Genomic DNA, 13501 nt, shown 5'->3' on the forward strand with positions numbered 1-13501 from the left:
ATGGCCGATGCCGTGGCCTTCATGACCGGCGCAAAGGTCCCAGAAGAGGCAACTCAGGCGGCGTGAAATGACGGGTTTCGATTCCCACGTGACGGCCGTGCTGGGCCTGATAGAGAGTGTCCGCCGCCCAGGGCTGCCGACGCTGATCGCCGTTGCCGGACCGCCGGGGTCAGGCAAATCCACCCTTGGCGAGAGAGTGGTTGGAGATCTGAATGGGCGGAACCAACCATCGGATCGCGCCCGACTGGTGCCGATGGACGGATTCCATCTCGAAAACAGCGTTCTCGATGCTCGCGGACTGCGAGCGGTCAAGGGGGCTCCGGAGACCTTCGATGTAGAAGAATTCCTTGCCCTGGTCCGTGCACTGAGGCAGGGCGAAGCGGACGTTTGGTATCCTCTGTTCGACCGGGCGCATGACCGCACAATCCCGCGCGCCGGATGCGTGCCGAAAGGCACGCCCATCATCATCGTAGAGGGCAATTACCTCCTGCTGCGTTCTGGCGGCTGGGCAGAGCTGAAGCCGCTTTTCGATGCGACCGTGATGATCGCGCCATCGATGCAAACACTCGAGAACAGACTGATCGATCGATGGCTGCAGCATGGTCTTCCACTTGATGGCGCTTTGCGCCGTGTGCGTGGCAACGATGTCCTGAATGCTGCAAAGGTCATGGGAGATAGCTTCGAGGCCGACCTTGAATTGCGCGAATTCGGCGGTCCGTGACTGCTCATTCGTCCTCGGAAAGAGAAAAGCGTGATCCCCGGACGCCGCCTGCTGAATCCGGTCAGTCGTAACCAATCCGCCGAGGGCTGCCCGCCGGATTGGCGCGGCTGGGTGCAAGAGCGCGAAGCCAAGGCAGGTCGAAGCACCATGTCTCAGGTTGGGGAACTCTCGGTCACACAAACCGGGCTGGGACGCCGTTGGGAAGTTGGTTTGATGACTTGCGACGGAACCGCCCTCTGAAGCGGTGGTAAGCGCGGCCACGGTCGCCTCTTGTGATGGGGGCGGGTTGTCCTCGTCCGTCACGGGGTTCCGAAGGCTCGTCCGGATATCCAGATGTCCATTTGCGCCCGATCAATCCCATGGGTTCTGCCAGAGAGTAATCTTTCCCCATCGGGGGCGCGCAAGGCGTGAAGGTGGTGATTTCTCATGGCGAAAGGCGCCGAATGCGGTCGGGCGCGTATAAGAGCCCGGGGAACGAGATGGCGAGGTCTGGTCATCGCGCTCATAATGGCCGCCAGTCCAGCGTTTGGCGATACGGCGCTGCAACAGCAGAACGCGGTCCTTTTTGACGAGCTTCAGGCGGCGCAGAAACTGACTGCGGCCCAGATGGATCGCATTCGGCAGATTTTCACGGAGTTTCCTTATACAAGCCAGGGCAATCCGGCCGTAACCCGCCACCCCATGACGCGGGAAGAATGCGCCGCCCGTATTCCCGGCGGGCCGGAGAGCTATCGGAACGGAAGCTTCAGGCGGATCTGCGGCGCGCCTTACATGGCCCCGCTCTATGATCCCGCGACCCAGCGCCCTCAGGATGCGAAGGCCTGCATCGACCAGTTCGAGTTCCCCGACATCCCCTGCGCCTATCCGGTGGTCTGGGTGACTGCGCGGCAGGCGGCGGAGCTGTGCTGGGCCGAAGGCAAGCGGCTGTGCGATACACATGAATGGGAGGGGGCCTGTGCCGGCGCGCTTCTGCCCCCCGATTATCGCTTCGATCTCGCCCAGGGTCAGCCGACAGAGGTGGCGGTTGCGCGGATGCAGGCTGCCCACAATGCCAGGTTCGGCCCGACGCGGAAATGGAGCTATGGCCCGACCTACCAGCGCGGGGTCTGCGCCGCGGCCAGCTTCAAGACCGAGGGCTGCAACGGCGGCGACTTCGGCGGCTGTGGATCCAACACCTACCCGGCGGGAAGCTTCCCCGAATGCCGCTCGGCGCTCGGCGTCTACGATCTGAACGGCAACGCGGCCGAGCATGTCAACCTGCCGTTGGCCTCCTCTCAGATGTCAAGCGCGGGCTCCTTGACCCTTGGCGTCACAGAGATGAAGGGCAGCTGGTTCATCTTCGATCGCTACTACGCCCACCCCGACTGGTGCCGGTGGCGGGCTCCATTCTGGCACGGCAGCCGGGTGCTCGACCCGCAGAGCCACGCGAATTACCACCTCGGCTTCCGCTGCTGCAAAACGCTGAACTAGGCGCTATCGGGATTCCTTCTTCAGCAGGCCCACGGGGTTGTCGATCGGACCCTCGCGGCTGACGAGGCCCGCCAGGTCCGGATCCTGCATAACCTTGGCCAGACGTTCCGGCCGGCCGTTCACATAGGCGGTGGCGCTGACAAGCCGGATGCCGTGGCTGTAATCGGCGTAGATCGCCTGGTGGACGGTGGTAAGCGGCTGAATCGGGGCACCGTTCAGCCGGTGCCAGCCGTAGATCGCCACCTTTCCCGGGTGGGCGATCAGCCGGTTCGTGAGCACAAGGTCTTTCTGATCGCCCGCAACCAGCTCGTCGGATCGCGCCGCGCGCGGGCCGAGCTGCGCGTTCACAGTTTCGTTGTGGCGCAGGAGATACCCGGTCGAGGTCATTTCCGGTCCGGCGGGCATGGGCCGCGGCGCAAGGCGGACCCGGGCGGCGTGGTAGATCGCATCGACCATCTTCGGCGTCGGCAGAAGGAACCCGAGGCGGAGCGCGATCTTGGCGGCGGCGGGCAGGCCGAGCGGCGTGCGAACGAAATCGGCATTGGAGCCAACGGAGAGGTAGTCCGGTGTCACGCAGATAGTCACCTTTACCGCAGCGCCAGCGGGGGTGTGCCCCGTCAGGGTGACCGGAACAAGCCGGCGGAGAAAGGCGGGGATGTTGCCTGCCAGAAGCTGGGCCTCCACCACTGCATCGCGGTCGGGCCCGCGGATATCCATCACCCGGTCCATCACGGCACGACCCGATGGCGCGCTGGAGGAGCGGGCAGGGATGGCCCGGCTCAGTCCAGGGGCGCAGGGCGCTGGCGCGGCGTTGGCGCCGAAGGCGGGGGTAGCGAGAAGGATGGCGGCGAATGCCCAGGCCGCGGGGCTGATCTGTCTCATGAGTCACCTGCTGCCGGTATGGATCGACCGGTCCCGGCCAGATGGACCGGGGCCGACTGTTGAAATGTCGGACAGCGCGATGGAGACAACCCATCCGGAGCGGCATGCTGCGCCGCGGGTCCGGTCCCGTGATGGAGGCTATCGCTGCCTGTCCCCGTCGCCCCGCTGCATCAGCCAGGGGTCATTGCGGGCCCGACCGTCGGATTGGATTGCCCCGACCCAGCGCCCACCCTCCAGGACCCCTAAGCGCGGATCAATCTGCGCGAGGCCACCCTTCGGGCCGTTCTAATCAAGGTTTTGTCGATGCCGGCGGCGGCGGTCAAGCTGCCGCGATCCGACGGGCGACATTTCGCTGACGGGTGGCGGCCAGGGCGTGCTGCGCTCAGGCGCGCGTGGGGATCGCCAGGCGGTAGCCGATCGCTTCCGCGAGGTGGTTGGTGCGCACCGCGTCCGAGCCGGCAAGATCGGCAATGGTGCGGGCGACGCGCAAGATGCGGTAGTAGCCGCGCGCCGTGAGGCCATAGCGCTCCGCTGCGCGCGCGATTAGTGCCTTGCCATCGGCATCGGGCGTGGCGTGATCGGTCAGCAGCGTGCCTTCGGCATCGGCATTGACCCGGATGCGGTTCGTTCCGGCATAGCGCTCGGCCTGAATGGCGCGGGCCTCTGCGACGCGGGCGGCGATCGCGGCGGAGCTTTCGCCATTGGCCGGCAGGTCCAGATCCATATAGCTCACCGGCGGCACGTCGACGCGCAGGTCGAACCTGTCCATAAGCGGGCCGGAGATCCGGGCGAGGTACTCGTCGCCGCAGATCGGCGCCCGGTTGCAGGCACGGCCAGGGTCGGTGACGTAGCCGCACCTGCACGGGTTGGCCGCCGCGATCAGCTGAAAGCGGCACGGATAGCGGACATGCGCGTTGGCCCGGGCGATCACGACCTCTCCGGTTTCGATCGGCTGGCGCAGGGTTTCCAGCACCGAACCGCTGAACTCGGGAAACTCGTCGAGGAACAGTACCCCGTTATGTGCCAGGCTGATCTCGCCGGGCTTGGCGCCCCGGCCCCCGCCGATGATCGCGGCCATGGAAGCCGTGTGATGCGGCTCGCGAAACGGTCGGGCGCGGGAGATGCCGCCGTCGCTCAGGAGGCCCGAGATCGAGTGGATCATCGAGGTTTCCAGCGCCTCGGTGGGCGAGAGCGGCGGCAAGAGGCCGGGCAGGCGCGCCGCGAGCATGGATTTTCCGGACCCGGGCGGGCCGGTCAGCAGCATGTGATGGCGGCCGGCGGCGGCAATCTCCAGCGCGCGCTTGGCGCGTTCCTGGCCCTTAACCTCTGCAATGTCCCGCCAACCGCGCTCCGGCGCGATCTCGCCCGCCTCGGCCGGTGCAAGGGCGGCCTGGCCGGTGAAGTGGCGGATCACCTCGGCCAGCGAGGCCGCGGCGAGGACCTGCGTCGCGCCGACCCAGGCCGCCTCTGCTCCGCAGGCGACCGGACAGAGCAGCGCGCGGTCCTCTTCTGCCGCGGCCATGGCGGCAGGCAGCGCGCCGGTGACCGCGATCAGGCTGCCATCAAGCGCCAGTTCGCCAAGCGAGACGGTCTGGGCTGTGGCGTCCACCGGCAGGATCTCGATCGCCGCAAGCACGGCAAGCGCGATCGGAAGGTCGAAGTGAGAGCCCTCCTTGGGCAGATCGGCGGGGGAGAGGTTCACCGTCACCCGCCGCGACGGCAGCGCGATGGAAAGGGCGCTCAGCGCAGCGCGCACCCGTTCGCGCGCCTCGCTCACCGCCTTGTCGGGCAGCCCCACGATGCCGAAGGCCGGCAGTCCGGGCGAGACGGCGCATTGCACCTCCACCAGCCGTGGCTCCAGCCCGTCGAAGGCGACCGTATAGGCCTGCGCCGGCATGTTGTCCCCCGTTCGATCAGGCTTGATCGCTAGCCCGAAGAGGGTTGAGAATTGGTAAACACCGGCAGGGAGGAAGGCCGATGGAGGTCCTGATTCCGTTCGCGTGGCGTTGCGCGCCGGAAGGCGGGTTGCCCTCGCGCTTGCCTTCGTCAGGACAGTGCAAGCGGGAAAGTGTTTGGCTCCACCCGCGCGACGCCGGTTAGATGGCGACGACCAACGGCCCATCGGGCCCCGAACGAGCAGCGAAAAAGAGACCCGTGACCTTATCCTCCCGAACTTTCCCCGTTCCGAGCCGCATGGCCGGGCCTGGCTTGGCCCTTGCCCTGGGCCTGATCTCCACCGGTGCCATGGCGGCGCAGTTGCAGGCCTTCCAGATGCCCGCGGCCCCCGTTCTTACGCGGCAGATGGCGGCCTATGACGCCGTCCGCCCGAAGAACATTGTCGAACTGCAGCCCTTCCGCTCGACCGAGACGGCACGGCTCTCCGACGGACAAGAGATCAAGCTGATCTCCCTCAATCCGAATGTGAACTCCTGGTTCATCCTTCAGGTCGGCAAGTGGAACTGGAACCGGGTCTACCACATCCAGAACCCGTCTCCTGGTGGGCAGACAGTCAGCCTTTCCAAGGGGCCGGATCCGCGCCTCGTTGTCACCATCGGCGGGAAGGAGACGTCCTGCGCCCCCTGGGCCAATGGGGACAAGTCGCTGAGCGGCGCGCGTGCGACGCACGACCCCTACGCGCCGATCTGCCAAGGGCATCTGTTCCTGCGCAACCCCGTGCCCGGGCATTCGACCGAACTGGAATGGACGGCGAATTTCATTCGCCAGAACATATTGGGCGGCGAGATGATCGTCGGCCTTGTCAAGGACGTGTTCTACAAGGACGCCTTCCGCATCGTTCCTCAGGACGTAAAGGGCAGAAGCGCGGGGGCGACCGGCGGGGCCAACGGTCCGGATCCGGCGCAGAGCCGGCATTTCCGGGTGCGCAGCCGGATCGGGCTGAAGCTGGTATCGTCCACGCCAGGCGTGATGGTGCTCGGCCGCTGGTATCCGGTGGCCGATATTCCCGGCGTCTTCGCCAGCGCGATGCAGCCGGCGGCGATCGATCAATCGATCCTTAATGGGCCCGGAAAGACCGACCCGCTTGACCGGATCGAGGCGCGCTCGATGGATTACTTCGTGGCGTTCGACCTTTCGCGCTTCGACATGGGCTATGCGCTCGGCACCGCGCATCCCAGCCTCGGCTGGTCCCCACGGCCACCGGCCGCGTCGCAGGATCCGGCGCTGCCGGGGCCGGACGGGGTGGGCAATCCGGCGCCGGTCGTGCCGAACGGAATGCTGAACCCGGTTCTCGCACCGCGCGTCACGGCCACCTTCGCGGCCGGGTTCAAGCGCCGCCACGGGGCTTTCATGGCCGGGCCCTTCTCTAAGATCAACCACGGCTCGCATTACGGCTTCATCCAGCAGGGCGTAATCATGAGCAAGCTCAACCCCGGGCTGTCGACGATCTACGTGATGGATGACGGCAGCATTCACATGGGTACCTGGACCAAGGCGGACAATGCCCTGCTGCCGAAGATCCGCTTCGCCCGCCAGAATGGCGTGCCGCTGCTAAGGCGCAACCCGGCCGGCGGTGCCGGGATTCCCGGCGCGCTGGTCACCAGCGCGGACGGCGGCAACTGGTCCGGCTCTGCCGACAACCGGCTCCGCACGCTCAGGGCAGGGGCCTGCATGCTCGATCGCAATGGCAGCCGCTACTTCGTCTATGCCTTCTTCTCGACTGCGACGCCCTCGGCCATGGCGCGCACCTTCGAGGGGTATGGCTGCAGCTATGCCATGTTGCTGGACATGAACGCGCTGGAGCACACCTATTTCGCGCTCTACGACCGCGCGACCGGCAAGCGGCGGATCGAGCATCTGATCCCCGGAATGGCCGTGGTCGACATGAAGAACTCGCAAGGCCAGCGCATGGCTCGCTTTGTCGATTATCCGGACAACCGCGACTTCTTCTACATGATCCCCCGCCACGGCGGCTGAGCGGCCTGGGACGACAAGCGAGCCCGGGCGCCGCGGCGCCCGGCGCTCAGTGCGCCGCGAGCGCCCCGGCTTCATCCTTGCGCGGTGCGATCCGGGAGGCGAGCAACAGATACATCGCCGGCACCACAAAGAGCGTGAAGAGCGTCCCGATCGACATGCCGGTGAAGATCACCAGGCCCATCGCGTGCCGCCCGGCCGCCCCCGCGCCACTTGCCACGACCAGGGGCACCACGCCGAAGACCATCGCCGCGGTCGTCATCAGGATTGGCCGCAGACGGGTAGAGGCCGCGTCGAGTACCGCCTCGAGCTTGGACATCCCCGCCTCCTGCGCCGCATTGGCGAACTGCACGATGAGGATCCCGTGTTTCGAGATCAGCCCCATCAGCGTCACCAGCCCGACCTCGGTGTAGATGTTGATGGTCGAGAAGCCGAGGAAGATGAAGCTCACCGCCCCGAACAGCGCCAGCGGGACCGAGATCAGGATCACGATCGGGTCGCGGAAGCTTTCGAACAATGCCGAAAGGGCAAGGAAGACGATGATGACAGAGAACATCATCGTCACCAGGAACCCACCCGACTCCTGAATGAACTGCCGGGACTGCCCGGCATAGTCGGCGGTGAAGCCCGAGGGGGCGACCTGCTGCAGCGTCTTGTTAAGGAAGCTCAGCGCCGCGCTCTGCGACCCCGCCGGCACGCCAGAGATCGTGGCCGAGTTCAGCTGCTGGAAGTGTGAGATCGACTCCGGAACCACGCTGGTGGTCAGGTGCGCGACCGTGCTGACTGCGACCGGGCCGTTCGGCGTAGGGATATGCAGGTTGAGGATGTCCGAGGGCGCCAGACGGTCGACCTGCAGGACCTGCGGGATCACCTTGTAGGCGCGCCCGTCGATGGTGAAGTAGTTGACGTTCGCCCCGGCCAGTGCCGCGCCGAGTGCCTGGCCCACCTGCTGCTTGGTCAGTCCGAGGGCCGCGACCTTGTCGGCATCAATGATCAGGTTCGCCTGAGGCTGGTCGATCTTCAGGTTGGAGTCGATGTAGTAGAACTTGTGCTCGGCCTTGGCCTTGTCGACGATCTTCTTGACCACGTCCTCAAGGTTCTGAAACGGCTGGGTGGTCTTGATGACATATTGCACCGGCAGGCCCGAGGATCCGGGCAGCGAGGGGAACTGGAAGGCCACCACCTTGGCACCGGCGACCCCGTTCCACTTCGCCTGCAGCTCGTGCTGGACCTGCGTCGCGCTGCGGCTGCGCTCGCTATAGGGTTTCAGCAGGACGCCGCTGAAGCCCTGATTGACCGTCGGGAACCCCGAGATCTGGAACATCTGGTCGTATTCCGGCAGCGTCTTGGCGATGTCGAACATCTGGTTGTTGTAGGTGACCATCTGGCTGGCCGTCGCCGTCGGCGGGCCGGTGACGAGGGCCGCGACCACGCCCTGGTCCTCGGTCGGGGCCAGCTCCTTCTGCGACATGGTGAACATCGCGGCGAGCATGGCGATCAGGATCACCGACATCACCACCGGCACCGAATAGGTCTGCATCAGCGAGCGAAGGATGCGCAGGTAGAAGCGGCGCACGGCCTCGAAGACCTCGTCAATATGCCGGGCCAGCCAGGCATCGTCCTGCGCCGGCTTGAAGATGCGCGAGCACATCATCGGCGAAAGCGTCAGCGCCACGATCCCCGAGACGGTGACCGCCGAGGCCAGGGTGAAGGCAAACTGCACGAAGAGGGCGCCGGTCAATCCGCCCTGGAAGCCGATCGGCAGGTAGACCGCGATCAGAACCAGTGTCATGGCAAGGATCGGGCTGCCGAGCTCGCGCGCTGCCATGATCGCCGATTGCAGAGGCGTTCGCTTCTCCTCCTTCATGTGCCGGTCGACGTTCTCCACCACGATGATCGCATCGTCGACCACGAGACCGATGGCCAGCACAAGCGCAAGCAGCGTCAGCAGGTTGATGGAATAGCCCAGCAACTCCATCCCGAAGGCCGCGCCGATCAGCGACAGCGGCATCGCCACCAGCGGCACCGCGATGGCGCGGAAGCTGCCGAGGAAAAGGAAGATCACCACGGTGACGATCGCCAGCGTCTCGATCAGCGTCTTGATCACCTCGGAGATCGAGGAGTTGATGAACTTGGTGGAGTCGTAGACGATCTTGCCGGTCAGCCCCTCGGGAAGCTGCGAGGTGACGGACGGGAAGGCCTGGCGCACATGGGCGGCGACGTCGAGGATATTGGCGTCGGGGGCGACCTTGATGCCGATGAAGACCGAATGGATGCCGTTGAAGGCCACGTTCAGGTTATAGCTGTCGGAGCCGAGGACGACCTTGGCCACGTCCTCCAGCCGGACGACGGAACCGCCCTTGTTCTTGATCACCAGCTTCTTGAAGGCTGCGACCGTGTGCAGGTCGGTGTCCGCGGTCAGCGGCACCGAGACCCACTGGCCCTTTGCCGACCCGAGCGCGGTCAGGTAGTTGTTGGCCGAGAGCGCGGAATAGACATCGGCCGCGGTCACGCCATGACCCGCCATCTTCACCGGATCGAGCCAGGCGCGCAGCGCGAAGGTGCGCCCGCCCAGAACCTCTGCCGTCTGTACCCCGTCGACCGCGTTCAGCTTCGGCACCACCACGCGGTTCAGGTAGTCGGTCACGTCGTTCGCGGTCATCGTCTTCGAGTAGAAGCCGAGGTACATCGCGTCGGTGGTCTGGCCAGTCGAGACGTTGATGATCGGCGTCTGCGCGGCGGCCGGCAGCTGGTTCTTCACCGCGCTGATCTGGGTGTTGATCTCGGTCAGCGCCTTGTTGGCGTCGTAGTTCAGCCGGAGCTGCGCGGTGATCGTCGACACGCCAGAGGAGCTGGAGGAGGAGAGGTAGTCGATCCCCTGCGCCTGCGCGATCGAGGCCTCCAGCGGCTGAGTGATGAAGCCCGCGACCGTCGCCGCGTCCGCACCTGGGTATAGCGTGGTGATGGTGACGGAGGCGGACTGCGTCTGCGGATACTGGCTGACAGGCAGGCTGAAGAGCGCGCGCAGGCCGAGCACGATGAACAGCAGGCTGATCACCATCGCAAGGACGGGACGCCGGATGAAGATGTCGGTGAAACGCATGTCGGCGTCACTCTTCCTGCGGCGCGGCGTTGGGCGAATTCGGCGGCTGGACGGAGTTGTCCACCTTGACCGCGGCGCCCGGGCTCAGCTTCAGCTGGCCGCTGGTGACGACATGCTGCCCCGCCTTCAGCCCCTTCAGCACCGCGACCTGGTCGCCGCGGGTGGGGCCAGTGGTTACGAAGACCTGCTTGACGATCTTGCCGTTCCCCTTCGGCGCGGGTTCGACCACATAGACCGATGCTCCGTAGGAGTTATAGGCGATCGCGGCCACGGGCAGGGTCAGAAGCTGCCTGGGCTTGCCGGTCTGGATCGTGGTCTTGACGAACATCCCGGGGCGCAGCAGCCCGCCGGGGTTGGGGATCGTCGCGCGCACTGTGACGTTGCGCGTCGAGGCGTCGACCTTCGGGTTGATCGCGGTGACCTTTCCGGGAAAGCTCTTTCCCGGAAAGGCATCCAGGCTGACCTTGACGATATCGCCGGGCGACAGCTTGCCGACGCTGCCCTGCGGCACGTCGAAATCGTCATGCATCGCGCTCAGGTCCTGCAGCGTTACGATTGTGGTGCCCGGCGTCAGGTATTGGCCAAGGTTCACCTGCACGATGCCGACCTGGCCGGAGAAGGGCGCGGTCACCGTCTTCTCGTCGATCAGCGCCTTCTGCTGGGCGACGAGGGCCTGTTTGCCCTTCAGCTCCGCCTCGTCGGCATCGAGTGTGGCCCGCGACACGGTCTGCCCCGCCATCAGGCCCCGGTCGCGCTTCAGCGTGCTCGCCGCGAGGTCCGCCGCCGCCTGGAGCGAGGCGAGCTGGGCGCGATCCGGCGCGTCGTTGAGCTGGACGAGAATGGCCCCGGCGGCGACCTTCGCGCCCGAGCTGACAGGGATCCCTGTCACCACGCCCGCGGCCTGCGCCGGCACATCGACGCCCTGAACCGCGGAGAGCGTGCCCACCGCCGTCATCTGCGGCTGCCAGGCCGAGGGCTGCACCACGATATCGGAGACCGTCGCCGGCGTCGGTTTCGGCGCGCTCGCGATCAGGGTCTGAACATGCTTGTAAAATCCGAACCCTAGCGCGGCTGCCAGGACGATCACCAACAGGATCATCAGCGCCATGCGTTTCAGCGTCGAGGGTTTGGCTGTCTTGGCGGGAGCGTCGGGCGTCGGCGCTTCGGTCATGTGCAAGCTCATCTGAAATGGAAGTCAGCGAAACGGGTTATGGAACGCGGGCGCGGTCGTTGAGGTAGGTAGGGCGCGGCGTGGACCCAGGCAAGGAAGTGCCGCTTCGGTTCTGCTGCCGTTGCGAAGGGATCGGGCGGTTTGTTCGGCGCGGCGAGCCGGTCTGTGGTGCGTATCCCCAGGGGTTGAACGCCTCTCTCACTAATAGTGTTAGGGAGTCGCGTCCAGTTCAAAGGCTTGTGATCTCGGGCAGGTGTGGCGCGAATGCCGGAAAGTCGGGCAAAAGCAGCCGTCTGCCGCGCGTTCTTGACTCACCCCGCGCAGGCTTGGCTGCCCCGTGATTCCCGGGCAGCCGGTCACCGCGCCATTCTTCGGTGGCGCAGACACGGCCGCGGCGGGTGCCGGGCCGGGCGAGGCTGCGGGTGTCGTCCTTGGTGTTGAGCCTGCCGCCGCGCTGGTGCTAGGTCTTGCGCTGAGAGGCGCCGCGCCCGATGCGCTGCCATGGGAGAGGACACGCCGCATGTCAGTCGAGAAGGTCGAAGCGCTTGTCATCGGGGCAGGGCAGGCGGGCCTTGCGATGAGCGCGCATCTCGGGGCTGCAGGCATCGGCCATCTCGTTCTCGAACGCGCCCGCATTGCCGAACGCTGGCGCTCGGAACGCTGGGACTCGCTGGTCGCCAACGGCCCCGCCTGGCACGATCGTTTCCCCGACCTGACCTTCCCCGGCTCCCCCGACGCTTTCGTGCCGAAGGATGCCGTCGCCGATTATTTCGAGGCCTATGCCGAGAAGATCGCCGCCCCGATCCGCTGCGGCGTCGAGGTGCTGGAACTGACCCGCAACGAGGGTCGCGCGGGCTTCAGCGCGCGGACCTCCGAGGGCAGGGTCGAGGCCGACTACGTCGTCGTCGCCACGGGCGCCTTCCAGCGCCCTGTGATGCCGCGGCTGATCCCCGAGGGGGCGGGGCTCACGCAGATCCACTCCAACGCCTACCGCAACCCGGCCTCGCTGCCGAAGGGGGCGGTGCTGGTCGTCGGCGCCGGCTCCTCCGGCGTGCAGATCGCCGACGAGCTGCTGCGCGCCGGGCGGGAGGTCTACCTCTCCGTGGGTCCGCATGGCCGGCCGCCGCGGCGTTACAGGGGGCGCGATTTCGTATGGTGGCTCGGCGTTCTGAACAAATGGGATGCCGAAGCCTCGCCGGGCGATGAGCATGTCACCATCGCCGTCAGCGGCGCGCGGGGCGGAGAGACCGTGGATTTCCGTCGCCTGGCCGCCGCCGGCATGGTGCTTCTCGGCCGGACGGAAGGGTTTGCCGAGGGCCGGCTGAGCTTCGCCCCTGACCTCGCGGCCAATATCGCGGCCGGGGATGCCGACTACCTTGCCCTTCTCGACGAAGCGGATGCCTTCGTCGCCCGGACCGGCCTCGACCTGCCCCCGGACCCGGAAGCGCGTCTGATCGGTCCGGATCCGGCCTGCCTGCGGGATCCGATCCTGAGCCTCGATCTGGCCAAGGCGGGCATCTCCACCGTGATCTGGGCCACCGGCTACGCGCGCGATTACGGCTGGATGAAGCTCGGCGCCTGCGACGCGTCGGGCGAGCCGCTGCACCGGCGTGGCGTCTCGACGGAACCCGGGGTCTATTTCCTCGGCCTACCCTGGCAGACGCGGCGCGGCTCCTCCTTCATCTGGGGCGTCTGGTACGACGCCGGATATGTCTGCGACCACATCGCCAAGCAGCGCGGCTACCTCGCCTACGACGGCACCGGCACGGCCCCGCCGGACGGCCCCTGACCCTCACCCCTGGAGACCTCGATGGCCCATACCCGCATCCGCAAGTTCAATACCCGCGACACCTATCCCGAGCAGAAGCTCGACAACGACCTCTGCCAGGCCGTCGTCGCGCGCGGGACAACGATCTTCCTGCGCGGGCAATGCCCGCAGGACCTCGACACGGCGGCGGACATCGGCAGCTTCGACCCGGTCGAGCAGACCCACAAGGTGATGCAGAACATTCGCCAGCTGATCGAGGAGGCCGGCGGGAAGATGGAGCATCTGTGCAAGGTCGTGGTCTACCTTACCGACGTGCGCCACCGCGAGGCGGTCTACCGGACCATGGGCGAGTACATAAAGGGCGTGCATCCGGTCTCCACCGGCGTGGTGGTCAGCTGCCTTGCCCGGCCGTCCTGGCTGGTGGAGATCGACGCAACCGCGGTGATCCCGGATTGA

General features: G+C 66.3%; 9 protein-coding genes. 5 read left to right on the forward strand and 4 right to left on the reverse strand.

Going from position 1 to position 13501, the window contains the following annotated elements:
• Window positions 1–67 precede the first annotated feature (67 nt).
• Window positions 68–721, forward strand: coding sequence for a nucleoside/nucleotide kinase family protein (locus tag EIP85_RS19170; protein WP_127903829.1), 654 nt, complete (start codon window positions 68–70; stop codon window positions 719–721).
• 681 nt (window positions 722–1402) lie between these two features.
• Complete coding sequence (locus EIP85_RS19175) at window positions 1403–2191, forward strand: SUMF1/EgtB/PvdO family nonheme iron enzyme (RefSeq protein ID WP_241560102.1); 789 nt, start codon at window positions 1403–1405, stop codon at window positions 2189–2191.
• A 3-nt stretch (window positions 2192–2194) separates the two neighbouring features.
• On the opposite strand, the gene EIP85_RS19180 is transcribed toward EIP85_RS19175, so the two are convergent.
• Complete coding sequence (locus EIP85_RS19180) at window positions 2195–3073, reverse strand: hypothetical protein (RefSeq protein WP_127903831.1); 879 nt, start codon at window positions 3071–3073, stop codon at window positions 2195–2197.
• Between the two features lie 382 nt (window positions 3074–3455).
• Complete coding sequence (locus EIP85_RS19185) at window positions 3456–4970, reverse strand: YifB family Mg chelatase-like AAA ATPase (RefSeq protein WP_127903832.1); 1515 nt, start codon at window positions 4968–4970, stop codon at window positions 3456–3458.
• Window positions 4971–5281: 311 nt separating this feature from the next.
• Here EIP85_RS19185 and EIP85_RS19190 point away from each other — a divergent pair, with 311 nt between their 5' ends.
• The gene (locus tag EIP85_RS19190) at window positions 5282–7006 is read left to right on the forward strand and encodes a hypothetical protein (protein ID WP_127903833.1); all 1725 of its coding nucleotides are present in this window, start codon (window positions 5282–5284) and stop codon (window positions 7004–7006) included.
• A 46-nt stretch (window positions 7007–7052) separates the two neighbouring features.
• Here EIP85_RS19190 and EIP85_RS19195 read toward each other — a convergent pair whose 3' ends face one another.
• On the reverse strand, window positions 7053–10106 hold the full coding sequence (locus tag EIP85_RS19195) for an efflux RND transporter permease subunit (RefSeq protein WP_127903834.1): 3054 nt from the start codon (window positions 10104–10106) through the stop codon (window positions 7053–7055).
• 7 nt (window positions 10107–10113) lie between these two features.
• Complete coding sequence (locus EIP85_RS19200) at window positions 10114–11277, reverse strand: efflux RND transporter periplasmic adaptor subunit (protein WP_206615591.1); 1164 nt, start codon at window positions 11275–11277, stop codon at window positions 10114–10116.
• A 520-nt stretch (window positions 11278–11797) separates the two neighbouring features.
• Between EIP85_RS19200 and EIP85_RS19205 the strand changes: the two genes are divergently transcribed.
• Window positions 11798–13066, forward strand: a complete 1269-nt coding sequence (locus tag EIP85_RS19205; RefSeq protein WP_127903835.1) for a flavin-containing monooxygenase — start codon at window positions 11798–11800, stop codon at window positions 13064–13066.
• A gap of 21 nt (window positions 13067–13087) precedes the next feature.
• Entirely contained in the window at window positions 13088–13501 is a 414-nt protein-coding gene (locus EIP85_RS19210; protein ID WP_127903836.1) for a RidA family protein, read from the forward strand.

Source organism: Solirhodobacter olei, assembly GCF_004010155.1.
In the GTDB taxonomy this organism is placed as follows: Bacteria; Pseudomonadota; Alphaproteobacteria; order Rhodobacterales; family Rhodobacteraceae; genus Solirhodobacter; species Solirhodobacter olei.